Consider the following 24,767-nt stretch of genomic DNA (forward strand, 5'->3'; position numbering starts at 1 on the left):
TCATTTACGCTGGTGGATCAGTCACCAGGATTCGGATGGAACAAGCGTCCAAAGCAGCCTTTGCAAGCGCAGCAGTTTTGGGTTCCTGTACGTCCAGGAAAGCAAGCTGGCTTCGGCTGGCCAGAGCGCGCATGGAGGGTTGCGCCAGAACCAGGTCCACCAATGCTCTATCCCCGCCGGGTACAAGGTACTCAACACGGTGGCTGGCAAAAATACGCGCGGCATATTCCGCCGCGGAGTCCACCAAGGCGTCCGCCTGGTTGGAGCGGCGCCGGGCATACCGTTGTTGGGATTGGCCACCTGCGGCCGTTCTGGACTGAACGTAGCGGTTACCGCTTTTGGATTCCAGGATCTTGCTGCCGCTCGCCACAGCCACGGCGAATCCGCCCCGGCGCACCAGCAAAATACCAAGGCCACGTTCCTGGCCTGCAAGAGCGGCAAGCCGTTCGATGTCAGTGGTGCCCCGGCCTGGACGTCCATCGACCGGCCACGGTGCCTTGAGGAGGGCAGAAGCCCCGTCAGCGGCGCGGAGGAGGATTCCGCCGTCGCTGGTCTCTTCAGTGAGTGGGCCATGGCTCTGGGCGAACCGATCCACCCAACCGGACAGCCGTGATGCGGGGACAAGGGCCGTGCGGCTGGAGGCCTTCGGCTGCCGTTGTTGCGGGGCGGATGCGCGGCGGTCCACGTCGATGTCTCCTTTGCTGGAACTATGAGTAGCCTATCCATGTGGAAGATCTCTTTGGTGCCGGTGCAAACAACGACGACGAGTCGGAGGATCTGCCTGCCGCCGGGGGAGCCTCCGACGCCGGATGGATGGCGTCCCAGCGGAGCCCCCTGGCAGTCCGGATGCGCCCCAGGACCTTGGATGACGTGGTGGGCCAGCAGCATCTGTTGGGCCACGGTTCCCCGCTTCGCCAGCTCGCCGCCGGTGCAGAAGCTGCGGGGCCGGCCGGGCCGAGCTCCGTCATTCTGTGGGGGCCTCCGGGCACCGGGAAGACCACGCTGGCGCATGTCATTGCCCGCGGGCCGGGGCGGAAGTTCGTGGAACTGTCCGCCATTACTGCTGGCGTAAAGGATGTTCGCCGGGTGATGGATGAGGCCTTGACCGCCCGGGACCTGTACAAGAAGACCACCGTCCTGTTCCTTGATGAAATCCACCGTTTCAACAAGGCGCAGCAGGACGCATTGTTGCCTGGCGTTGAAAACCGGTGGGTGGTCCTGGTGGCTGCTACCACCGAGAACCCGTCTTTCTCGGTGGTATCGCCCCTGCTGTCCCGCTCGCTTCTGCTGACGTTGAAGCCGCTCACGGATGACGACATTGCCGGGCTGCTACAGCGGGCTGTTGCCGATGCCCGTGGCCTTGCCGGGCGGGTGGAACTCAGCCCTGAGGCTTTGGATCATTTGGTGCGGCTCTCCGGAGGTGACGCCCGAAGGGCCCTGACTGCCTTGGAAGCTGCGGCCGGCGTCGCGTTCGGAGACAAGGATGCCGTCTCAACCGTCGACGAAGGGGAAGTCGAAACCGACGGGACCAATGTCACAGACGACGGCGAACCCGGACTTGCCGGCGACGGCGCCCCGGACGCTCCGGTGCTGGTGGAACTCAGGCATACTGAGCGTGCTTTGGACGCCGCTGCTGTCCGTTATGACCGGGCTGGCGACCAGCACTACGACGTCGCCAGTGCGTTCATCAAGTCGATCAGGGGCTCGGACGTTGATGCCTCCCTTCACTACCTGGCGCGGATGCTGGAGGCGGGGGAGGACCCGAGGTTCGTGGCACGGCGCATCGTCATCTCCGCTGCGGAAGATATCGGCATGGCTGATCCCACGGCGTTGCAAACAGCTGTGGCAGCCGCGCAGGCCGTCCAGTTGATAGGGATGCCCGAAGGCCGGATTGTCCTGGCTGAAGCTGTAGTCCACCTTGCCACGGCACCCAAGTCGAATGCGGCATACATGGGCCTGAACAAAGCGGTTGCCGATGTCCGTGCCGGTTTCGGCGGGGGCATCCCCATGCACCTGCGCGATGCGCACTATCCAGGTGCCAAACAATTGGGACATGGCAAGAGCTACAAGTACGCGCATGATGAACCGCATGGAGTGGCAACTCAGCAGTACCCGCCCGATGACCTCGTGGGAAAGGACTACTACGAGCCAACCAACAACGGCGTCGAACGCGATATAGCCGTCAGGCTGGAACGGCTCCGGAAGATCATCCGGGGACAGTAGCGTGGTAGGATAGTTGCTTGTCTGGCATGACCCGACGCACAATCCCTTTGAAGATTCCTTCAATGGAGCTGTGCCGCGGACCAGTAGCAAAAGGCAGCGGTTGGCCGATGCTCTCCCTGATGGAGGCCAGTAACACTGACACACCGCAGTAATTTGGAAGGACACAAGTGGCTAACAACACTCGTGCTCGCCGTACCGCACGCCTTTCGCGTGCACTCGGCATTGCTCTGACCCCCAAGGCCGCCAAGTACATGGAGCGCCGCCCGTACGGCCCCGGTGAGCACGGCCGTGCCCGCAAGAAGCAGGACTCCGACTACGCCGTACGTCTGCGCGAAAAGCAGCGTCTGCGCGCCCAGTACGGCATCCGCGAAGCCCAGATGACCCGTGCCTTCGAAGAAGCACGCCGCACCAAGGGCCTCACCGGTGAAAACCTGGTTGAGCTGCTCGAAATGCGTCTGGACGCCCTGGTACTGCGTGCAGGCTTCGCCCGCACCATCGCACAGGCCCGCCAGCTCGTTGTGCACCGCCACATCATGGTTGACGGCATCCGCGTGGACCGCCCGTCCTTCCGCGTTGGCGAAGGCCAGCTCATCCACGTTCACAGCCGCTCCGAGGTCATGGCTCCGTTCCAGGTCGCAGCTGCTGGTGCCCACGCCCTGAACAACGTGCCGGCATACCTGGACGTCAAGCTCGACGCCCTGCAGGCCCGCTTGGTTCGCCGCCCGAAGCGCTCTGAGGTCCCCGTGATCTGTGAAGAGCAGCTCGTCGTCGAATTCTACGCTCGCTAAATTCAAGCAGCGCTTACAAGGAAGCCCGTGGCACACGCCGCGGGCTTCCTTTTTGTATAAGGTACTGGGGAGGCCTTGGCCGAAGCCGGATTCCGGTCGTGCAGGGCAGCGCAACAATCTAGGAGATGAATTCTATGTCTGGTGGCGACATCGCCGGCCTGATAGCAGCAGGAGTCTTCGCACTCCTGGTCCTGCTGTTGGCCGTGCCTATCTTGAAGCTCGGTGGCGTCTTTGACGAAGTGCGCACCACCATCCGATCCATCAGCGACGGGGCGACGCCCCTCATGGACGAAGTAACCGCAACGGTTTCCACTACCAACCAGCAACTGAAAAAAGTCGACGGCATCGCCTCAAATGTCTCCGACGCATCGGCGAACATTTCCGCTTTGACCTCCCTGGTGGCTGCGACTGTTGGTTCGCCGCTGATCAAGGTTGCAGCTTTCAGTTATGGTGTCCGTTCGGCTTTCGCCGGCCGTCGCGCTCCGTCCTCCGGCCGCCGCAGCCGCTGAACCAATTGGAGACCCGGAACACATGAAAAGAATTGTATGGATGGGCATTGGCGTCGCCATTGGCGTTATCGCCTTCCGCAAAGTCACCCAGGCCCAGGCCAACATCGGCCCCGATGGCCTGAATCGCGCGGTTGGCCGCCTGGCCGATGGCATGTTCGATTTCGCCGACGCTGTACGGTCAGGCATGCATGAACGGGAAGAGGACTTGAGGGCCGCGTTGGGCATTACAAGTACGGATAACAACCCCAACGCCGGCCGGCGCTAGCGAACACGGTTCGCTCCCGCGCCCGCAACAGGGCAGAATGGAAAGCTGCGGAAGGGCAACAGCCGGTTCCGCGCACAACGTGTGCAGTGAATTGAGAAGGGTAAGTAATCAGCTAATGAAGTCGCAGGAGATCACCAAGCGCTGGGTGGACTTTTTTGTCAGCAAGGGCCACACCGCCGTTCCCTCCGCGTCGCTCGTTTCAAGCGACCCGTCACTTCTCTTCACTGTGGCCGGCATGGTCCCATTCATTCCTTATCTGACCGCGCGCGAAGAGCCGCCCTACCAGCGCGCCACCAGCGTCCAGAAGTGCATCCGCACCGGCGACATCGAGGAAGTCGGTAAGACAGCGCGCCACGGCACGTTTTTCCAGATGTGCGGCAACTTCTCCTTTGGTGACTACTTCAAGGAAGATGCGATCAAGTTCGCCTTCGAGCTTCTCACCAAGAGCGTTGACGACGGCGGCTATGGGCTTCCGGCCGAACGCATCTGGGTGACCGTCTATGAAGAAGACGACGAAGCCAAGGAATTGTGGCTCAAGAATACCGCCATCCCGGCTGAGCGCATCCAGCGCATGGGTAAATCCGACAACTACTGGCACACCGGCCAGCCCGGCCCGGCTGGCCCGTGCTCCGAGATCTACTATGACCGTGGCCCCGCCTACGGCATTGAAGGCGGACCCCTCGCTGACGAGACCCGGTACATCGAGATCTGGAACCTCGTGTTCATGCAGTACCAGATCGAAAATGTCCGTTCCAAGGTGGACTTCGACATCGTAGGCGAACTCCCGAACAAGAACATCGACACCGGCCTGGGCATGGAACGTCTTGCGATGATCCTCCAGGGCGTTGAGAACATGTATGAGACCGATCAGGTCCGTCCTGTCATCGACAAAGCTGCTGAGCTCTCCGGCCGGGAGTACACCTCTGCAGAGTCAGCTGATGACCCACACCACACTGACGACGTCCGCATGCGCGTTGTTGCAGACCACATCCGTTCGGCCCTGATGCTCATTGCCGACGGCGTGGCACCGTCCAACGAAGGCCGCGGCTATGTCCTGCGCCGTCTGATCCGCCGGGCCGTCCGTGCGATGCGCCTGCTCGGTGTTGAGCGGGCCTGCCTGCCGGACCTTCTTCCCGCTTCCCGCGACGCCATGAAGGGTGTCTACCCGGTAGTGGAGACGGACTTCGCACGCATCAGCCGTATCGCCTATGCCGAAGAAAAGGCGTTCCTGCGCACCATTGCTTCTGGTACGGCACGCCTGGAGGATGCAGTGGCCGAATCCAAGGCTGCAGGCGTTCCCTTGTCCGGCGCTGACGCTTTTGCGCTCCATGACACCTATGGATTCCCGATAGACCTCACCTTGGAAATGGCTGAAGAAGCCGGCCTCAAGGTGGACGAAGCAGGCTTCCGCTCGCTGATGCTTGAACAGCGTCAGCGCGCACAGGCAGATGCCAAGGGCAAGAAGGGTGGCCACGCCGACCTCAGCGCCTACCAGGAAATGCTGGGTGAGGGTGAGACCACCTTCACCGGCTATGACGAGCTTGATGGCGAGTCCAAGGTGCGCGGCATCCTCAGCGCCGGTCAGCGGGTGGCACACGCCTCCACGGGCGACGAAATCGAAGTGGTCCTCAATGAGACGCCATTCTACGCAGAAGCCGGTGGACAGTCGGCCGACACCGGCCTGATCACCGGCGACGGATTCGTCGTCGAGGTCCTGGATGTCCAGCGCCCGGTCAAGGGCCTCAGCGTCCATAAGGCGATCGTCCGGGAAGGCGAGATCGCCACCGATGCCCTGGTGCGCGCCGCCGTCGACCGTGAACGGCGCCACGCAGCTGAGCAGGCGCACACTGGAACGCACATTGTGCATGCCGCGCTGCATCAGATCCTGGGCCCGGAAGCTACCCAACGTGGTTCCTACAACAAGGCCGGCTACCTCCGCTTCGACTTCGCCTGGGGCGAGGGCCTGAGTCCCGCCACTCGATCGGAAATTGAAGAGGTTTCCAACATCGCCATCCGGAACAACTATCGCGTGGACACCAAGGTCATGGGATTGGCCGAAGCCAAGGCGCTGGGCGCCATGGCACTGTTCGGCGAGAACTACGGCAGTGAAGTACGTGTGGTGGAGATCGACGGCGCGTGGTCCCGCGAGCTTTGTGGTGGCACCCACGTGTCCAATACTTCCCTTATTGGCAGCCTTTCCCTGTTGGGTGAGCAGTCCGTCGGTTCGGGAAACCGCCGAGTGGAGGCCTTCGTGGGCTTGGACGCTTTCCGCCACCTGGCCGCCGAGCGTGCACTTGTTACGGAACTTACAGAACTGCTGAAGGTTCCCTCCGGCCAGCTCGCAGACCGCATCTCCAGTACCTTGAACAAGTTGAAGGCAACGGAGAAGGAACTCGACCGCCTTCGCAAGGAGCAGTTGGCTGCGGCGGCCGCCAACCTGGTGGGTACCGCCAAGGACGCCGCGGGTGTGCGGGTTGTGGCCCACGATGCCGGCCAGGTAGGTGGAGCAGACGATCTTCGGAACCTTGCCCTGGACCTCCGCAACCGTCTGGGCTCCGAAGCCGCCGCTGTTGCAGTTGCAGGTGTCAGCAATGATCGGCCCGTCATTTTGATTGCCACGAACGAAGCTGCCCGTGAAGCCGGCGTGAAGGCCGGAGCACTGGTCCGTCTTGCTGCAGGCATCCTTGGCGGTGGCGGCGGCGGCAAGGACGATGTCGCTCAAGGTGGCGGCACCGACGCTGGGAAGGTCTCTGAGGCCCTCACAGCGGTGGTGGATGCGATAGCCAAGCGTTAACGGTGAATTCCAGTACGAACAGCGGCGTCTACCCCCACGGCATCAAGCTGGGGGTAGACGTCGGCACCGTCAGGGTTGGGCTGGCCATTTGCGACCCCGACGAAATCCTGGCCACGCCTTTCAAGACAGTGGGCCGTGACGCCAAGAAGAACTCCGATGTTCGTGTGGTGGTTAAACAGGCTGCGGAAATGCGGGCCGTGCAGATTTTCGTGGGCCTTCCAAAGACCATGAAGGGTGAGGAACGAAGCTCGGCGCAGATGGCAACGGAGTACGCCGAACTGCTGGCGGGCGAGCTCGCCCGCGCCGGTTTGGACGTTCCCGTGAACCTCGTAGATGAGCGTCTTTCCACTGTTACGGCGCACCGCAACCTGCACGAAGCTGGCATGAGCAGCAAGAACCACCGTAAAGTGGTTGATCAGGTTGCCGCTGCTGGAATACTTCAGCACGCGATCGACATGCAAAAAGCCAGAGGAACGGACGTTGGCCGCCGCGTAAAAGCACCGGCGCAGTCCAACACGTCCAGCAGTGCCCCAACGCTGCAGGCTTCCTCCGGCCCTGAACCAGATTCTTCTACGAGGGGACTGCAACTGTGAGCCCGGTCAACAACGACCCCTCCAGCGGAACCGCCGGCGGCGGCATGCCGCTGACCCGCAAGGAACTGCGGGCGCGGGAACGATTCCTCGCCACGCAGAACCAGAACGTCGTACCCGTTCCTGAAGCGACCCCGGGGGAAGCAGCGCCTTCGGCGGATGTTGAGCCTGAACTGCCGCGCCCCATTCCCGCGGTTCCCAAGCCAATTGCTGCGCCTGAACCTGCTGCGCCTGAACCCGTTATGCCTAAACCGGTTGCGCCTGCACCTGCTGCGCCTGAACCCGTGCAGACAGTCGTGACTCCGCCTGTTCCGGAGGCCTTACCGCCCGTTCCGGAGGCAGCACCGGCAATTGCGACGCCATCTCCCAGTGAGCACGTGGATCCTGCACTTCCGGAAGAGGAGCACCATGACGATGCCCTTCCGGTCCCAGCCGTTGCACATGTCTATGCCGGTCATGCGGATGAAGCCCATCATTACGGTGTCCACGAAGGCTCGGTCCACGAAGGCTCTGTCCACGTGGACGATCATGCGTTTGCAGAGCATGCACCGGAGTTCGATTACGAAGCCCACGAAGGGCACATGGAGCTTCATGACGAGCTTCATGACGAGCTTCATGACGAGCACCACCACCTCATCGCTCCAGTAGAAGTTACGGCGTCGTCCAAAGCTGCGGCCAAGAAGGCGCGGCGTCGCCGTCGTGTCCTTGCGTTGCTGATTACGCTGGGAGTCTTTGTTGCTGCCATCGCGATCGGGGCGCAATTCCTCAAGCCCCTCCTTGGCATGGACAAAGTCACTGATTACCCCGGTCCCGGGACAGGCTCCGTCAGCATTACGGTGCCGGAAGGCGCCGGCCCCAAGGCGGTGGCAACAGCCCTTGTGGAAAATCACGTCGTGGCAGACGCCGATTCCTTCGTCAAGGAGTTCGTGACCGAGGGCGGGGAACTCTCGCCCGGGGAATTCACCTTCCGTACCGAGATGAAAAACTCCGACGCCGTTGCGGTCCTCGTCAACAAGGACGCTTCCAAGGTGATCTACTTCGCCTTGAGTGCAGGCCTGCGGATCACCGAGTCGTTGGAGGCAATCTCCAAGGGCTCCGGTATTCCCATGGCCCAGCTCAATGGCTTCAACCAGGCACCGGGACAATTCGGGGTGCCTGCAAAGGCCAAGAACCTGGAGGGTTTTCTGGCTCCCGGAGAGTATCGCTTCCCACTGGGCACATCGGGTAAGGACATCATCCAGAAGCTGGTCTCCAGCACTCTTGATGAGCTCAAGGCCCAAGGAATTACGGATCCGGCCAAGCAGTACGACACCGTAACCATCGCCAGCATCGTCCAGGCGGAGGGCGGCCAGGCCGACTACGGAAATGTCGCTGGCGCGATTTATAACCGCCTTAAGCCCAACAACACGGAGACCAACGGGCTCATTCAGTCAGACGCCACGGTCACTTATGGTCTGGGCAAGAAGTCCTTCCACCTCACGGACGAAGAGAAGGCTGACAAGTCCAACACCTACAACACCTACGCAAATCCAGGGCTTCCCGCAGGCCCGATTGGTTCCCCGGGCAAGACGGCAATTGATGCAGCGGCTAAACCGACGCAAAACGATTACCTGTATTGGGTGACCATCAACCTGGACACCAAGGAGACCAAGTTCTCCAAGACGCTGGCGGAACACAGCACTTACGTTGAGCAGTACAACGCCTGGTGCCAGGCAAACGCCGGACGGTGCGTGTGAGTCGTCGCGCCGCGGTCCTCGGGCATCCGATCTCACATTCGAAATCCCCGGCGATGCACACCGCTGCCTATGCCAAGCTCGGTGTGGACATCGAATACTCGGCAATCGACCTGACGGTTGACAGGCTTCCGGCGTTCATGGACTCCCTCCGCGGGGACGCATCGTGGTGCGGGCTTTCGGTAACCATGCCCTTGAAATCGGCCATGGTCAGGGAAGTCGATGAGGTTCGTGGTGCTGGCGCCCACCTGGGTGTTATCAACACGGTCGTCTTCGAGAACGACGCCGGATCGGTTCGCCGGATTGGCTACAACACAGATGTCGAAGGCATCGTGGAAGCAGTTCGTTACGCGGGAATCGCTTCGACACCGCATGCTGCTGTTCTTGGCGGTGGAGGTACCTCGGCAGCCGCGATTGCTGCTGTGCGCGAGCTCGGTGCCGATCATGTCGACGTTTTCGTGCGGGACACCGCACGTGCCCTCGACGCGCAAGCCGCCGCTGCCGCCGTCGGGATTTCCCTGCGTCTCCGCCCCCTCACCGAGGCGGCTACGGCCGTTGCTTCCTCCGGGTTGATCATCTCCACCTTTCCACCGCGTGCGGCCGATGCCCTGGCGGAGGAACTCTCTGCCCTGCCGGGAACGGCGGCGGGCGTTTTGCTCGACGTCGCATATGACCCTTGGCCGAGCCGCCTCGCCGAGGTTTGGCACGCACATGGGGGAGCGGTGGTTCCGGGGCTCGAAATGCTGATGTACCAAGCAGCAGAGCAGATCCGGCAGTTCAGTGGCTGTGACGTTGACGCCTCCGTCATAGATGTGATGTGCGACTCAGTTGGGCTTCCCCGGCGAGTGTTCTAGAGGCCTTACATGGCAGGATTGGTTATATGTTGCGTTGGTTGACTGCCGGTGAATCCCATGGTCCGGCTCTGATCGGAATTGTTGAAGGCGTGCCCGCCGGTGTTGAACTCACCAGCGGGCAAATCCGTGATGCTTTGGCGCGTCGTCGCCTGGGCTATGGACGTGGCGCCCGCATGAAGTTTGAGCAGGATGAAGTCACCATCCTCGGTGGCGTACGTCACGGCATCACCCAGGGTGGTCCGGTTGCCATTCAGGTCGGCAACACCGAATGGCCAAAGTGGGAGCAGATCATGTCTGCTGATCCAGTGGACCCTGAAGTCCTTGCCGACCAAGCCCGCAATGCCCCGCTGACCCGCCCGCGCCCTGGGCACGCCGATTTCACCGGGATGCAGAAGTACGGCTTTGACGAAGCCCGTCCGGTCCTTGAGCGCGCCAGTGCGCGCGAGACCGCCACCCGTGTTGCGCTCGGTACCGTTGCCGCCCAGTTCCTGAAGCAACTGGGCGTGGAGTTGGTCAGCCACACCGTTTCCATCGCCAGCGTCACCGTTCCTGAAGGCAAAGCGTTGCCTCTGCCCAAGGACGTGATCGCCCTTGACGCTGATCCCCTGCGTTGCTTTGACCGTGAGACTTCGGATGCAATGGTCGCCGAGGTGGATGCCGCCCACAAGGAAGGCGAAACCCTGGGAGGCGTGGTTGAGGTCCTTGCCTACGGACTTCCCCCTGGATTGGGCAGCTACGTCCACTGGGACCGTCGCCTCGATTCGCGTCTCGCCGCAGCTCTGATGGGTATTCAGGCCATCAAGGGCGTAGAGGTCGGTGACGGCTTCCTCACCGCTGCCCGCCGGGGCTCCGCAGCGCATGATGAAATCCTTAAGGACGAGAACGGCAAAATCATTCGCCAGACCAACCGTGCCGGCGGCATTGAGGGTGGCATGAGCATCGGCGAGGTACTGCGTGTCCGCGCAGCCATGAAGCCCATCGCCACTGTTCCCCGCGCACTGCGCACCATTGATGTCAGCACCGGCGAGCCAGCCAAGGCGCACCACCAGCGTTCGGACGTCTGTGCAGTTCCAGCAGCGGGCGTAGTAGCAGAGGCCATGGTGGCTCTTGTCCTCGCAGAAGCCATTGCCGAAAAATTCGGCGGTGACTCTGTTGCCGAGACCATGCGTAACCTGCAGAGCTACCTGGACAACATCCCGGCAACCCTGGACTCGGTCGGCCGGTAGTGGGCCGCACGATCCAGGGCGGCTGCGCTGGCCGTCCCGTTGTCCTGGTGGGCCCTATGGCAGTTGGCAAGTCTGCGATCGGCCAGCAACTTGCCCAGCAGCTCGGCGTTCCTTTTGTGGACACGGATGCGGTTGTCGTTGCCGCGCACGGCAGCATCGCGGACATCTTCGCTGGTCGGGGAGAACACGCCTTCCGTGAAATTGAGGCCCGGGCAGTGGCGAAGGCCATCGAGGCCGCCAAACAACAGCCCGCGGTGATTTCGCTGGGTGGCGGAGCCGTTCTGGACTCGGGAACCCAGCAATTGCTGGGGGAGTGCACCGTGGTCTACCTGGAATGCGACGCCTCCACCGTTGCGGACAGGATCGCGCGAAATACTGGAAGGCCCCTGCTGCAGGGCGACGCAATGTCCCGTTGGGAGGCCCTGTTTGCCACCAGGCGTCCTGTATATGAGCGTCTTGCAGACATCGTCCTGGATGTCCGTTCAGGATCCGTGGCTGAAATCGGCCTCCACCTGGAGGAGCGGCTGCGCCAGCATGCAGCCTTGAAAGAGGAAGTTGAAAAGTGAGCAACGAAGCAACTGTCATCAAGGTGACCGGCCAATCAACCGCTGAGAACTACGACGTCGTGGTGGGCCGTGGCCTCCTGCAATCCCTTCCCGCCAAACTTGGCGAGCGGGTTCGACGCGTGCTTGTCATTCACCCACGCGCTCTTCGCCTGACCGGCGACACCGTCCGCGATGAGCTCGAAGCTGCCGGCTTCACCGCACTGACGGCCGAGATCCCGGATGCCGAAGAAGGCAAGCACATACAGGTTGCCGCTTTCTGCTGGCAGGTGCTGGGTCAGAACGACTTCACGCGCTCGGACGCCATCGTGGCCGTAGGTGGCGGCGCGGTGACCGACCTCGCCGGATTCGTTGCTGCCACGTGGCTTCGCGGAGTCAAAGTCATCCACATGCCCACCAGCCTGTTGGGCATGGTGGATGCCTCAGTTGGCGGAAAAACAGGTATCAACACTGCCGAAGGCAAGAACCTGGTGGGATCATTCCATCCTCCCGCGGCTGTTCTGGCGGATCTGGACACACTGAAGACGTTGCCCAGGAACGAGCTGATTTCTGGAATGGCAGAGGTCATCAAGTGCGGCTTCATCGCCGATCCCGCGATCCTTGACCTCATTGAAAAGAACACGGACGCAGTGATGGACCCGGAATCGGACGTTGTCCGTGAACTCATCGAGCGTGCCATTGCGGTCAAAGCCAACGTCGTCTCCCAGGACCTCAAGGAATCCGGGCTGCGCGAGATCCTGAATTATGGACACACCCTGGGCCATGCCATTGAACTCGTGGAGCGCTACTCGTGGCGCCATGGCGCGGCCGTGTCGGTAGGCATGATGTTCGCTGCGGAATTGGCCCGGAGCGTTGGACGTCTCCCGGACGCCGACGCCGATCGGCACCGCACCATCCTTGAGAGCCTTGGCCTCCCTATCACCTACCGCAAGGACCGCTGGCAAGGCCTGCTGGACGGGATGCGCCGGGATAAGAAGTCCCGTGGGGACCTCCTGCGCTTTGTTGTCCTGGACGGCGTGGGCAAGCCCGGCATTCTGGACGTCCCGGACACCTCCCTGTTGTTTGCCGCTTACCAGGAGATTGCTTCATGATGACCGCCCTCAGAGAAGGCGTCAGCGACTGGCCAACCGGCGGATTCCCGGGCGTCCGCACGAACCCCGATACTTTGCTGCCCGTCATCGTCAACGAAGACGCACTGGAGTCTGCGTTGGCGGCTTCGGAAGACCCTGCGGACCGGATCATGGCGCTGCTGCTGGAAAACCAGCCCAAGGAAGCGGCGGAACTGCTCGCTGAGGCACGCTACAAGGACCCGGAATCCTTCCGATTGCGGATTTTTGAAGCCGAAGTCCACCGGGCCACCAATCGCCTGGATCGTGCCATCCAACTGTTCCGCCAGCTGCTGCAGGAAGTCCAAGGTACTTCCAAGGAAGCGATCGTCCACCAGTATTTAGGCCGGGCATATTTCGTCAGCGGAAATGCGCTGGCAGCATCCGAGGAGTTCGCCAAGGCACTGGACCTAAGGGTTGCCAAGGCTGCCGATGCCGCACTGATCTACTCCTCTGCGGTGGCCCTCCAGCGGGCCAGGGATGTGCTGGAACTCGCGTCCTGATCCCGGGCGAAACCACCCGTAGGCAAGCCACTGTGCATTTGACGGTAGAATGGTTCTTGGATTTTTGATAAATACGCGCTGGCACGCCTTTTGGCGTGCTGGCTGGCATACCCGGCTGGAAGCTAGAAACCGTAGCTAGAACCAGTGAGAGAAACCAGAGGACACGAGTGGCAACCACAAACGACATCAAGAACGGAACCGTACTGAAGCTCGAGGGCCAGCTCTGGAACATCATTGAGTTCCAGCACGTCAAGCCGGGCAAGGGTGGCGCTTTCGTTCGCACCAAGATGCGCAATGTCATGTCCGGCAAGGTGGTTGACAAGACCTTCAACGCCGGACTGAAGATCGAGACCGCTACGGTTGACCGCCGTGACTACCAGTACCTGTACCAGGATGGCGAAGACTTCGTCTTCATGGACACCCAGGACTACGACCAAATCACCGTTTCCGGTGCCACGGTCGGCGACGCCACAAACTTCATGCTTGAGAACCAGATGGTGAACATCGCCATCCACGAAGGCACGCCGCTGTACATCGAGTTGCCGCCGAGCGTCGTTCTCGAAATCACCTACACCGAGCCCGGCCTCCAGGGCGACCGCTCCTCGGCAGGCACCAAGCCTGCGACCGTGGAAACCGGCTACGAAATCCAGGTTCCGCTGTTCGTGGAGCAGGGTACCAAAGTCAAGGTTGATACCCGCGACGGCAGCTACCTGGGCCGGGTCAACGACTAGTGAGCGCACGCGGTAAAGCCCGTAGCAGGGCACTTGAAGTACTTTTCGAGGCGGAGCAGCGCTCCGTTTCGGCTTTTGACGCGCTCAAGGCGCGTCGGGAGAAGACGGATCTCGTCATCAATCCTTACACGATGGAAATCGTTGAGGGTGTCGTCGCCATGCAGCCAACCATCGATGAGTTCCTGCAGACCTATGCCCAGGGCTGGACACTGGAGCGGATGCCTTCGGTAGACCGCATCATCCTCCGCATTGGCGCTTGGGAACTCCTCTACAACGACGAAGTCCCGGACGGAGTGGCTGTCAGCGAAGCTGTGGCCCTCGCCAAGACGATGTCCACGGACGAATCACCGGCCTTCATCAACGGCTTGCTTGGCCGGCTCCAGAAGCTCAAGCCGTCGCTTCTCGCCTAAGTGCACCGCCGGACCCGCATCCATTCAGGATGCGGGTCCTTCTCTTTAAGCGTGCTCAAGCTCCTAGTGCAGCACAGCCGCCCGAAGCGCTGGAATCGCACGAAGATGGTCAAGTTCATCCTGCTGATGAAGGAGCACATCGCGGCCGCTGAGGATGCGTTGGCGCGTGAACGCCAAGGCCGTGGCACCCTTGATGAATGCGCGCATCTGTGCGGCGCGACCACTGGAGGCCGCCCACCGAAGGGCATGTCGTCTTCCTTGGGATGTTGCCAGCATTTCAACTTCGGCAGGCGTAAACCATCCGGCCCTGGCATATTCGAGGAGCCGCTGGCGCGTGAGTTTGCCTTCGGCAATGCGCAGGAAAATGATGCCGAGGGCCGCGATCAGGAAGATTGGCACCTGCACCACGAAGTAGTCCAGCAGGAAGTCCTGGCCCATGCTGTTCCACCTGTTGTGCAGGAACATGGCCGGCAGGAGGCCGATGACGAAGGCCAGGACTGCATAGCCGGAATGCCACCTCCGGGCGGCGAATCCCATGACGAGGCCGGTTGTTCCCGTGAAAATGGCATGTGCGAAGGGTGACATTACCCCACGCAGGATGAAGATGCGGACAAGGTCCGTGCCGGGCTCCGATGATGACGCGATCTCACGGCCGAAGTAGAGGATGTTCTCCGTGAAAGCGAAGCCGGCGGCGATGGTAAAAGCAAAGACGACACCATCCACGGGGCCATCGAAGTACTTCCGGGCACCAAGGATGAGAAGCAACAGGCCTAGCGACTTGGTGAATTCCTCCACGATGGGAGCCTGGACCGTGGCCATGAAGTATGTGAATGCTTCTTCGCTGGTGGTAGGAGCTGCCAAGGCGAAGAGGGGCTGGATTAACAGGGTTCCGGCAATCGAAACTGCGGCTCCCCACGTGAAAGCGAACCAGAGCAGCCTTTTCGGTTCCGGCTCCCAACGGTCAATGAGCCGCACGGTCAGCAGCACTACCGACAAAGGGATCAGGGAGGCGATGAACCCGATCACGAAGCCGGCGATTCCTGTATTGCCCAGCAGGAACGGAACCACCAGGAGAAGGCTGCCGAGGACTAATATGGCGCCCGCCAGGAGCAGGGGGAGTGTGCCCGGCGACCGGCGTCCCCGGGATGCCGGTGGAGCCGCCCAGGTCTGCTGGGGAAGGTCGCCGGGGTTCCCGGGGGCTGGTTGGTAGTTTCCGGGCTGTACCCGCCCGATCCACGTTGGATTGGCTGCCGGTTCCAGGTAGGGCCGCGGGTAGGGTTGGTGTCCGCCGGGGTGCCCAGGATGGTTGCTGCTCATGGCCTAGAGCCTATTCCACAGCCTTGACTGTGAGCTTTAACTCACCGCCTCGTCCGTCGCCCGGTGAGGCGGCCACTTCCCGCTGTGGTAGTTTTGGAAGGCAAATATTCCTTTTTTAATTCCGTCCCGTGAGGCGGGGAAAGGGGAGACGAGCAAATGACTGAAGTCACTTCAGCGCAGGTTCCGTCGCGGGTTGTCCTCAACCAAGCGGACATCGATCGCGCGCTGACTCGTATCGCCCATGAGATCCTCGAAGCCAACAAGGGCTCCCAAGATCTGGTTCTCCTGGGCATTCCCAGCCGCGGTTATCCCTTGGCCGTGCGGCTCGCCAACAAGATCGCTGCCGCTGACCCCAGTGTCAACGCGGAAACGATCGTCGGCCAACTCGACGTCACCATGTTCCGTGACGACCTTTCACACCAGCCCACCAGGCCTCCCCACCACACACGCTTGCCACTGTCTGGCATCGACAACAAAGTTGTTGTCCTCATCGACGACGTCCTGTATTCCGGCCGCACCATCAGGGCAGCGCTGGATGCCCTGGTGGACCTTGGCCGTCCCAGGATTGTCCGCCTGGCAGTCCTGGTGGACAGGGGTCACCGTGAGCTTCCCATCCGCGCGGACCACGTAGGCAAGAACCTGCCCACTTCCTCCGCGGAAAAAGTCCGCGTCCACCTTCAGGAAATCGACTCCGTAGACGGCGTTCCGGTCAACGAAGTAGTAATCGAGGCCGGCAAATGAAGCACCTCCTCTCCACTGAGAACCTCAGCGCTTTCGACGCCATCCGGGTCCTGGACACCGCCGAGGAAATGTCGGCCGTGGGGGACCGCGAGGTCAAAAAGCTCCCCGCACTCCGTGGCCGCACGGTAGTCAACCTCTTCTTCGAGGACTCCACCCGGACCCGGATTTCCTTCGAAGCCGCAGCCAAGCGGCTTTCGGCCGATGTCATCAACTTCGCCGCCAAGGGCTCTTCCGTGTCCAAGGGTGAGTCCCTGAAAGACACTGCGCAGACGCTGGCCGCCATGGGCGCCGATGCGGTTGTCATCCGCCACTGGGCTTCGGGCGCTCCGCACCGGCTTGCTGCCACGGACTGGATCGACGCCGCAGTGATCAACGCAGGCGATGGCACCCACGAACACCCCACGCAGGCGCTGTTGGATGCGTTCACGATGCGCCGCCACTGGTCCCAGCTCAACGGGACGAAGTCCACAGGGGCGGACCTTCGCGGCATGCGTGTGGCGATCGTCGGAGATGTCCTGCATTCACGCGTGGCCCGGTCCAACGTCTGGTTGCTTCGCACGCTCGGTGCCGAGGTCACGTTGGTTGCGCCACCCACACTGCTGCCGATCGGCGTCGAGCACTGGCCTTGCAAGGTCAGCTACAACCTGGACGAAACGCTGGAAGCGGGCGTCGACGCGATGATGATGCTGCGAGTCCAGGGTGAGCGCATGCATGCCTCGTTCTTCCCGTCCACCCGTGAGTACTCACGGCGCTGGGGCTTCGACGACGCCCGGCTTCGGGCACTGGATGACCTTGGCATGAAAGACACCATCATCATGCATCCCGGCCCCATGAACCGTGGCCTGGAAATTTCCTCGGCCGCCGCCGATTCGCCCCGCTCAACAGTGCTTGCACAGGTGCGGAACGGTGTTTCAGTACGCATGGCCGCCCTTTACCTGCTGCTCTCCGGGGATTCCCGCGAAGCAACCGCTGCAACGGCAGCCACCACCCACGCTGTAAGCCAGCCCACCAAGGAGAGCAACTGATGGCCGAGAACACGTACCTGATCCGCGGGGCCGCCATTCTCGGCGGCGAAGCTGAAGATCTGTTAATCCGGGATGGCATCATCGCCGCCCGCGGCAAGGATCTCCACGACGACGACGCCACAGTGATCGACGCAACGGGCCTGGTTGCCCTCCCCGGCATGGTTGACGTCCACACGCACCTGCGCGAACCCGGCCGCGAAGATGCAGAAACAGTCGAAACCGGCACTCGTGCCGCAGCCCTTGGTGGCTTCACCGCCGTCCACGCCATGGCCAACAGCAACCCCGTTGCTGACACGGCGGGCGTCGTCGAACAGGTCCACAGCCTCGGCCGGGCATCCGGTTGGGTGGACGTGCGTCCCGTTGGCGCTGTCACGGTGGGCCTGGCCGGTGAGCAACTTGCGGAGCTCGGTGCGATGGCGGATTCCCGCGCCCAGGTGCGGATGTTCTCCGACGACGGCATTTGTGTGCACGATCCCGTGCTGATGCGCCGAGCGTTGGAGTACGTCAAAGCGTTCGACGGCGTGGTGGCCCAGCACGCGCAGGAACCCCGCCTTACCGCCGGGGCACAGATGAATGAAGGCGCCGTCTCGGCGGTGCTGGGTCTTGCGGGTTGGCCGGCCGTGGCAGAGGAAAGCATCATTGCCCGCGACGTCCTGCTCACGCAGCATGTGGGTTCCCGCCTCCACGTTTGCCACGTCTCCACCGCTGGATCTGTCGAAATTGTCCGCTGGGCCAAGGCCCGCGGGATCAACGTCACGGCCGAGGTCACGCCCCACCACCTGCTCCTCACCGACGAACTGGTCCGCAGCTACGATCCCGTGTACAAGGTCAACCCGCCGCTGCGTACGGATGCGGACGTCCAGGCGCTCCGTGAAGGCCTGGCTGACGGCACGATCGATGTTGTCGGCACGGACCACGCCCCGCACCCCAGCGAGCACAAGGAATGCGAATGGGCCCAGGCGGCCATGGGCATGACTGGCCTGGAAACGGCATTGTCTGTTGTCCAGGAGACGATGATCGAAACCCGACTCATGACGTGGGCCGACTTCGCCAGGGTCACCTCTTTCACGCCGGCAGTTATCGGCCGCGTGGCGGACCAGGGCCGCCCGTTGGAGGAAGGCGAGCCCGCCAACGTCATCCTGGTGGACCCGGCTGCGCGTTGGACGGTCGACCCCCATAAGATGGCCACCATGGGCCGCAATTCACCGTTCAAGGGCAAAGAGCTGCCCGGATCCGTGGTGGCAACCTTCTTCAAGGGCCACCCAACGGTTCTCAACGGCAAGCTCAACACCCCGTACCGGTACGCCGGAAACTACCCAACCCCGGATGCCGCCGGGGCAGTCAGCGGTAGCTGATGAGCAACCAGACACTCACCGTGCTCATCACGGTGCCGTTGATCATCGTCGTCCTGATGATGATCTGGCTGGGGTGGCGGAACAGGCTCAGGCGACAAGCCGACGTCGAACGCCTCCCCGAGGTGCCGCAGCAGCTGACACCGGCCACGGTAGTAGCGGAGGGCCAGTACGTTGCCACTACCACGGCAGGTGACTGGCTGGACCGGATCGCAGTGCAAGGCCTCGGACTCCGCACCAATGCGGAACTGAGCATCCATACTGAAGGCATCTTGTTCGACCGCTCGGGCGCCGCCCCGGTGTTCATCCCGCGCGCCGCAGTGGCTGACAGCCGCCAAGCAGCCGGCATGGCCGGGAAGTTCGTGGAAAAAGACGGACTCCTGGTCGTCAGCTGGAAGCTGGGCGGCAAGGAACTGGATACCGGATTCCGGACCAGGCATGCAGCCGACAAAGAGCTCCTCCTCGAAGCCATTCAAGAATTGATCTCCGCAGCCCCTCAGGCAGATGCCGATAGTGGAAAGTAATAAAGTGACGGACAGTAAAGCAGCCACCACACCCACCCCCTCCGCAGCAGTACTGGTGCTGGAAGACGGCCGCATGTTCCGCGGCCGCAGCTACGGCGCCCAGGGAACGGCCCTCGGTGAGGCCGTCTTCGCCACCGGAATGACCGGCTACCAGGAGACCATCACCGATCCCTCATATGCCCGCCAGCTCGTGGTGCAGACAGCACCCCACATCGGCAACACGGGCGTCAACAGCGAAGACGCTGAGTCCCGCCGCATCTGGGTGGCAGGGTACATTGTGCGCGACGCTGCCCGCCGCCCCTCCAACTGGCGTTCGGAAGGCAGTCTCGATGATGAACTCGTGGAGCAAGGCATCGTGGGCATCCAGGGCGTCGACACCCGTGCCATCACCCGGCACCTCCGCGAGCACAAGACCATGCGCGCAGGCATCTTCTCGGGCGAGGCCGCACAGGCATCGGATAAGGAGCTCCTGAACGCCGTGCTGGCAAGCGCCCCCATGGAAGGCGCGGCGCTGGCTGAAGAGGTGTCCATTGATGAGGCTTACGTCGTGGAACCCAAGGACCACGGCTGGGAAGGCGAGCCCAGGTTCTCCATTGCCGCCGTCGACCTCGGCATCAAGGCCATGACCCCGGTCCGCTTCGCGGAGCGCGGCGTGCGTGTGCATGTCCTGCCGGCGACGTCCACCCTGGAGGAGGTCTACGCGGTCAATCCGGACGGCTTCTTCATGTCCAACGGGCCCGGTGACCCTGCCACCGCAGACCACCAGGTCTCACTCCTGCGTTCGGTGCTGGACGAGAAACTGCCCTACTTCGGCATCTGCTTCGGCAACCAGATCCTGGGCCGTGCCCTCGGCTTTGGAACCTACAAGCTCCGCTACGGCCACCGCGGCATCAACCAGCCGGTAATGGACCGCCGCACCGGCAAGGTTGAAATCACGTCGCAGAACCACGGCTTCGCCGTCGACGCGCCGCTGAACGGTGCCACGATCGCCCCGGAAGAGCGTTACGGCCGCGTCGAAGTCAGCCACGTGTCCTTGAATGACGACGTCGTTGAAGGACTAGCATGCCTGGACATCCCGGCGTTCTCGGTCCAGTACCACCCTGAAGCGGCGGCTGGCCCGCACGATGCTGCGTACCTCTTCGACCGCTTTATCGACCTCATGGCCGAAACCAAATCGGCCACGGCGGGCGCCGCCAACTCCACCGAATCCAAGACTGAGGACAAGAAGTAATGCCCAAGCGTACAGATCTCAAGAGCGTCCTTGTCATCGGTTCCGGCCCCATCGTCATCGGCCAGGCAGCCGAGTTCGACTACTCCGGTACCCAGGCTCTCCGCGTCCTCAAGGAGGAAGGCCTCCGCGTCATCCTCGTGAACTCCAACCCGGCCACGATCATGACGGACCCCGAGTTCGCCGACGCCACCTACGTCGAGCCCATCACGCCCGAGGTTGTTGAGAAGATCATCGCCAAGGAACGTCCGGACGCTATCCTGCCCACCCTGGGTGGCCAGACGGCTCTGAACACTGCCATCGCGTTGGACAAGAACGGTGTGCTGGAGAAGTACAACGTGGAACTCATTGGCGCAAACATTGCTGCCATTGAGCTCGGAGAAGACCGCGAGAAGTTCAAGGGCGTCGTTGAGCGTTGTGGCGCCGAGTCGGCCCGCAGCCACATCATTCACAGTATGGACGAAGCCTTCGCTGCGGCCGAAGACCTCGGCTACCCCATGGTGGTCCGCCCGTCCTTCACGATGGGTGGCTTGGGCTCAGGCTTGGCTTACAACGAGGACGACCTCCGCCGCATCGTCGGCCAGGGCCTCCAGTACAGCCCCACCACCGAGGTCCTGCTCGAAGAGAGCATTCTCGGCTGGAAGGAATACGAGCTTGAGATGATGCGCGACAAGAACGACAACGTCGTTGTTGTTTGCTCCATCGAAAACTTCGATCCCGTAGGCGTCCACACCGGTGACTCCATCACGGTTGCTCCGGCGCTGACCCTCACGGACCGCGAGTACCAAAAGCTTCGGGACGTCTCCATCGCCGTTATCCGCGAAGTCGGCGTGGACACCGGTGGCTGCAACATTCAGTTCGCCATCGACCCCGCCACGGGCCGCGTAGTGGTTATCGAGATGAACCCGCGCGTTTCCCGGTCCTCCGCCCTTGCATCCAAGGCAACCGGCTTCGCCATTGCCAAGATCGCAACGAAGCTCTCGCTCGGTTACACCCTGGACGAGATCCCGAATGACATCACCCAGAAGACGCCGGCATCGTTTGAACCGACGTTGGACTACGTTGTGGTCAAGGTGCCGCGCTTCGCCTTTGAGAAGTTCCCGGCAGCCGACAACACGCTGACCACCACCATGAAGTCCGTTGGCGAAGCCATGGCCATGGGCCGCAACTTCACCGAAGCCCTGCAGAAGGCCCTCCGCTCATTGGAGCAAAAGGGCTCGCAGCTGGACTTCAGCTCCGTGCCGGAGTACGAGGTTGCCGAGCTCATCGAGAAGGCCAAGCGTCCCACGACGGACCGCCTGCACCAAGTGCAGCGCGCGCTCCTGGGTGGCGCCACGGTGGAAGACCTCTTCGAAGCCACCAAGATCGATCCTTGGTTCCTGGACCAACTGCAGCTCCTTAACGAGACCGCGCAGGAGATCCGCCAGGCTGGCGTGCTCACCGAGGAAATGCTGCGCAACGCCAAGCGCCATGGTTTCTCCGACGAGCAGATCGGTGCCTTGACGCACAACAATGAGGCAGTGGTCCGCGGCGTCCGCCAGGCCTTGGGTATCCGTCCGGTCTACAAGACGGTGGACACCTGTGCCGCTGAGTTTGCCGCTTACACCCCGTACCACTACTCGTCCTACGACGAGGAAGATGAGGTAGGCCTGCACGCCAAGCCCTCCGTCATCATCCTTGGTTCAGGGCCCAACCGCATTGGCCAGGGCATCGAGTTCGACTACTCCTGCGTCCACGCCTCCATGGCGCTGCGCAAGGCCGGCTACGAGACCGTCATGGTCAACTGCAACCCCGAGACCGTTTCCACGGACTACGACGTTTCCACGCGCCTTTACTTCGAGCCGCTGACCCTTGAGGACGTCCTCGAGGTCATCGCCGCTGAAGAGCGCACCGGTGGCGTCATGGGCGTCTTCGTCCAGCTCGGTGGCCAGACGCCCCTGAAGCTTGCACAGCAGCTTGCCGACGCCGGTGTGCCGATCCTGGGCACCTCGCCTGAGGCGATTGACCTCGCAGAGCACCGGGGCGCCTTCGCCCGCGTCCTGGACGAAGCAGGCCTGACCTCCCCGAAGAACGGCACCGCCGTTTCCTTCGAGGATGCCAAGAAGATCGCTGACGAGATCGGTTATCCCGTGCTTGTCCGTCCGTCCTATGTCCTGGGTGGCCGCGGCATGGAGATCGTCTACGATGAGGCAAACCTCTCCCGCTACATCGCTAACGCCACGGAAATCACCACGGACCACCCGGTGCTGATTGACCGCTTCCTGGAAGACGCGGTCGAAATCGATGTCGATGCCCTCTTCGACGGCACCGACATGTACCTCGGCGGCATCATGGAACACATCGAGGAGGCCGGTATCCACTCCGGAGACTCGGCCTGTGTCCTTCCTCCGATCACACTTGGCAACAACGTGATCGAGCGCGTGCGCACTGCAACGCGGGCCATCGCTGAGGGCGTGGGCGTCCGTGGCCTTATCAACATCCAGTTCGCGCTGGCCTCCGACGTCCTGTACGTCCTTGAAGCGAACCCGCGTGCTTCGCGTACGGTACCGTTCGTTTCCAAGGCCACTGGCGTTCAGATGGCCAAGGCTGCCGCACTGATCGGTACTGGTGTCACCATCAACCAGCTCCGCAGCGCCTACAAGATGCTGCCGGAAACCGGTGACGGTTCCACCTTGCCCCTGGACGCTCCGGTCGCCGTCAAGGAAGCTGTCCTGCCGTTCAGCCGCTTCCGTACGCCAGAGGGCAAGGTTGTCGACTCCCTGCTCGGGCCCGAAATGCGGTCCACGGGCGAAGTCATGGGTATCGACAAGCACTTCGATACCGCATTCGCCAAGAGCCAGGCCGCCGCAAACAACGCGCTGCCCACCGAAGGCAAGATCTTCGTTTCCGTAGCCAACCGCGACAAGCGCTCGGTGATCATGGGCGTCAAGCGCCTCTCGGACCTTGGCTTCGAGATCGTCTCCACGGGTGGCACGGCTGACGTCCTGCGCCGCAACGGCATCCAGGCGACTCCGGTCCGCAAGGTGGCCGAGGGCAGCAGCGCCGAAGGTGAAGGCACTATCGCAGACCTCGTCATTGCCGGCGAGATCGACATGGTGTTCAACACCCCGTCCGGTGGGGAAGCCCGCAGCGATGGCTACGAGCTCCGGGCAGCGGCTACCTCCATCGGCATTCCCTGCATCACCACTGTGGCTGAGTTCAACGCAGCCGTGCAGGCAATTGAGGCACTTCGCACCTACGAGTGGTCGGTCACCAGCCTGCAGGAGCACGCAGCCAACCTGAGCGCATCACAGGCCGCCGTCAATGCCTGACTCTGTTGTTGGGCACGAGGCCCAGGACGCGCAGCAGCCGGACCGGGAGTCATTTGGCTCCCGGCTGGCTGCCGCAATGGCCAGCCGCGGTCCGCTGTGCGTCGGAATCGATCCTCATCCCCAGCTTCTGGCTGACTGGGGACTGAACGACGACGTCGCCGGGCTGGAGCGCTTCTCGCTCAGCGTTGTGGAGGCCGTGGCTTCCCTCGCTGCCGCGGTGAAGCCGCAAGTGGCATTGTACGAACGCCACGGCTCGGCGGGCATGGCTGTCCTGGAGCGGACCCTGGCCGCAGCTGCCGAGGCGGATGTGCTGAGCATCGCCGACGCCAAGCGCGGTGATATCGGGTCCACCATGGCTGCCTACGCAGATGCTTGGTTGCGTGACGGTTCAGCCCTGGCTGCGGACTCAGTGACCCTGAGTCCCTACTTGGGCTTCGAATCCTTGCGTCCGGCCCTGGACCTTGCTGCGCAAAATGGCAGGGGAGTGTTTGTGCTCGCATTGACATCCAATCCGGAGGGAAAGTCTGTCCAGCACGTTGGCGGAAGCAACTCCGTCGCCCGGGGGATCGTCAATGCGGCCGCAGCCGAGAACCAGCGGTACGCGGGTGTCCTGGGTTCAGTGGGACTTGTTGTGGGCGCAACCATTGGTTCTGCACTCGAAGATCTGGACATCGATCTCGGCCCGGTCCGTGGAGCGATCCTGGCGCCCGGCTTGGGGGCGCAGGGTGCTACGCCCGCGGATCTCCGCTCGACCTTCGGCGCCGCCTATCCCACAGTGCTGGCTACGTCGAGCCGGGGCATCCTTGCCGCCGGTCCAACGAGGGCTGCCTTGCGGGCAGCTACCCAGGAAACGCTCGACGGCCTGCGGGCGGAATGATTCGCTGGCGCCTCATTGCGCAACCCGCCGCCTGCCGGTAGGTTCAGGATCAGTTTCGCGTGACGTGAATCACAAATCCGATCTGACAGGGGTTTGG

Annotated in this window: 23 protein-coding genes; 21 read left to right on the top strand and 2 right to left on the bottom strand. The window is 62.4% G+C overall.

Annotated elements, in window-relative coordinates; translation table 11 throughout:
* Positions 1-4 precede the first annotated feature (4 nt).
* A complete protein-coding gene (locus tag AB4Z15_RS13870; protein WP_442017732.1) occupies positions 5-685 on the bottom strand; it encodes an acVLRF1 family peptidyl-tRNA hydrolase in 681 nt (226 codons plus the stop codon).
* Positions 686-726: 41 nt separating this feature from the next.
* Here AB4Z15_RS13870 and AB4Z15_RS13875 point away from each other — a divergent pair, with 41 nt between their 5' ends.
* The 14 genes from AB4Z15_RS13875 (at position 727) to nusB (ending at position 14,295) form a co-directional block, all read left to right on the top strand.
* Complete coding sequence (locus AB4Z15_RS13875) at positions 727-2,223, top strand: replication-associated recombination protein A (protein ID WP_442017733.1); 1,497 nt, start codon at positions 727-729, stop codon at positions 2,221-2,223.
* Between the two features lie 167 nt (positions 2,224-2,390).
* A complete protein-coding gene (gene rpsD / locus AB4Z15_RS13880) occupies positions 2,391-3,011 on the top strand; it encodes a 30S ribosomal protein S4 (RefSeq protein WP_216925553.1) in 621 nt (206 codons plus the stop codon).
* Between the two features lie 134 nt (positions 3,012-3,145).
* Entirely contained in the window at positions 3,146-3,520 is a 375-nt protein-coding gene (locus AB4Z15_RS13885) for a DUF948 domain-containing protein (RefSeq protein ID WP_442017867.1), read from the top strand.
* Positions 3,521-3,542: 22 nt separating this feature from the next.
* A complete protein-coding gene (locus AB4Z15_RS13890; protein WP_442017734.1) occupies positions 3,543-3,785 on the top strand; it encodes a DUF6167 family protein in 243 nt (80 codons plus the stop codon).
* Positions 3,786-3,900: 115 nt separating this feature from the next.
* The gene (gene alaS, locus AB4Z15_RS13895) at positions 3,901-6,579 is read left to right on the top strand and encodes an alanine--tRNA ligase (protein WP_442017735.1); all 2,679 of its coding nucleotides are present in this window, start codon (positions 3,901-3,903) and stop codon (positions 6,577-6,579) included.
* Positions 6,580-6,581: 2 nt separating this feature from the next.
* Positions 6,582-7,172, top strand: a complete 591-nt coding sequence (gene ruvX / locus AB4Z15_RS13900; protein ID WP_442017736.1) for a Holliday junction resolvase RuvX — start codon at positions 6,582-6,584, stop codon at positions 7,170-7,172.
* Entirely contained in the window at positions 7,169-8,905 is a 1,737-nt protein-coding gene (mltG, locus tag AB4Z15_RS13905; RefSeq protein ID WP_442017737.1) for an endolytic transglycosylase MltG, read from the top strand. Before ruvX ends, mltG begins: the two co-directional genes overlap by 4 nt.
* Positions 8,902-9,756, top strand: coding sequence for a shikimate dehydrogenase (locus tag AB4Z15_RS13910; protein ID WP_442017738.1), 855 nt, complete (start codon positions 8,902-8,904; stop codon positions 9,754-9,756). Before mltG ends, AB4Z15_RS13910 begins: the two co-directional genes overlap by 4 nt.
* 26 nt (positions 9,757-9,782) lie before the next feature.
* Positions 9,783-10,982: a chorismate synthase gene (gene aroC / locus AB4Z15_RS13915; RefSeq protein WP_442005705.1), complete on the top strand. Its 1,200-nt coding sequence runs from the start codon at positions 9,783-9,785 to the stop codon at positions 10,980-10,982.
* An 11-nt stretch (positions 10,983-10,993) separates the two neighbouring features.
* Positions 10,994-11,548, top strand: coding sequence for a shikimate kinase (locus AB4Z15_RS13920; protein WP_442005731.1), 555 nt, complete (start codon positions 10,994-10,996; stop codon positions 11,546-11,548).
* A complete protein-coding gene (gene aroB, locus AB4Z15_RS13925) occupies positions 11,545-12,636 on the top strand; it encodes a 3-dehydroquinate synthase (protein ID WP_442017739.1) in 1,092 nt (363 codons plus the stop codon). The genes AB4Z15_RS13920 and aroB overlap by 4 nt, the downstream gene beginning before the upstream one ends.
* Positions 12,633-13,154, top strand: a complete 522-nt coding sequence (locus tag AB4Z15_RS13930; protein WP_442005703.1) for a tetratricopeptide repeat protein — start codon at positions 12,633-12,635, stop codon at positions 13,152-13,154. The genes aroB and AB4Z15_RS13930 overlap by 4 nt, the downstream gene beginning before the upstream one ends.
* Positions 13,155-13,321: 167 nt before the next feature.
* A complete protein-coding gene (gene efp, locus AB4Z15_RS13935) occupies positions 13,322-13,885 on the top strand; it encodes an elongation factor P (protein ID WP_011774957.1) in 564 nt (187 codons plus the stop codon).
* Positions 13,885-14,295: a transcription antitermination factor NusB gene (nusB, locus tag AB4Z15_RS13940; RefSeq protein WP_442017740.1), complete on the top strand. Its 411-nt coding sequence runs from the start codon at positions 13,885-13,887 to the stop codon at positions 14,293-14,295. Before efp ends, nusB begins: the two co-directional genes overlap by 1 nt.
* Positions 14,296-14,358: 63 nt before the next feature.
* Here the strand turns inward: nusB and AB4Z15_RS13945 are convergent, their stop codons facing one another.
* Positions 14,359-15,612 carry a PrsW family glutamic-type intramembrane protease gene (locus AB4Z15_RS13945; RefSeq protein ID WP_442017741.1) on the bottom strand — a complete coding sequence of 418 codons (1,254 nt, stop codon included), beginning with the start codon at positions 15,610-15,612 and terminating at the stop codon, positions 14,359-14,361.
* A gap of 156 nt (positions 15,613-15,768) precedes the next feature.
* Between AB4Z15_RS13945 and pyrR the strand changes: the two genes are divergently transcribed.
* Genes pyrR through pyrF form a run of 7 tightly spaced genes read left to right on the top strand, consistent with a single transcriptional unit; the run spans position 15,769 to position 24,670 of the window.
* On the top strand, positions 15,769-16,353 hold the full coding sequence (pyrR, locus tag AB4Z15_RS13950; protein ID WP_442017742.1) for a bifunctional pyr operon transcriptional regulator/uracil phosphoribosyltransferase PyrR: 585 nt from the start codon (positions 15,769-15,771) through the stop codon (positions 16,351-16,353).
* Entirely contained in the window at positions 16,350-17,378 is a 1,029-nt protein-coding gene (locus tag AB4Z15_RS13955; RefSeq protein WP_442005701.1) for an aspartate carbamoyltransferase catalytic subunit, read from the top strand. Before pyrR ends, AB4Z15_RS13955 begins: the two co-directional genes overlap by 4 nt.
* A complete protein-coding gene (locus AB4Z15_RS13960) occupies positions 17,378-18,733 on the top strand; it encodes a dihydroorotase (protein WP_442017743.1) in 1,356 nt (451 codons plus the stop codon). The genes AB4Z15_RS13955 and AB4Z15_RS13960 overlap by 1 nt, the downstream gene beginning before the upstream one ends.
* A complete protein-coding gene (locus tag AB4Z15_RS13965; RefSeq protein WP_442017744.1) occupies positions 18,733-19,254 on the top strand; it encodes a PH-like domain-containing protein in 522 nt (173 codons plus the stop codon). Before AB4Z15_RS13960 ends, AB4Z15_RS13965 begins: the two co-directional genes overlap by 1 nt.
* Complete coding sequence (gene carA, locus AB4Z15_RS13970; protein ID WP_442017745.1) at positions 19,235-20,485, top strand: glutamine-hydrolyzing carbamoyl-phosphate synthase small subunit; 1,251 nt, start codon at positions 19,235-19,237, stop codon at positions 20,483-20,485. The genes AB4Z15_RS13965 and carA overlap by 20 nt, the downstream gene beginning before the upstream one ends.
* Complete coding sequence (gene carB / locus AB4Z15_RS13975; RefSeq protein WP_442017746.1) at positions 20,485-23,793, top strand: carbamoyl-phosphate synthase large subunit; 3,309 nt, start codon at positions 20,485-20,487, stop codon at positions 23,791-23,793. Before carA ends, carB begins: the two co-directional genes overlap by 1 nt.
* On the top strand, positions 23,786-24,670 hold the full coding sequence (gene pyrF / locus AB4Z15_RS13980; RefSeq protein ID WP_442017747.1) for an orotidine-5'-phosphate decarboxylase: 885 nt from the start codon (positions 23,786-23,788) through the stop codon (positions 24,668-24,670). Before carB ends, pyrF begins: the two co-directional genes overlap by 8 nt.
* The last annotated feature ends 97 nt before the right edge of the window (positions 24,671-24,767 follow it).

Origin of the sequence: Paenarthrobacter sp. 2TAF44 (assembly GCF_052114885.1) — a bacterium.
Taxonomy (GTDB): domain Bacteria; phylum Actinomycetota; class Actinomycetes; order Actinomycetales; family Micrococcaceae; genus Arthrobacter.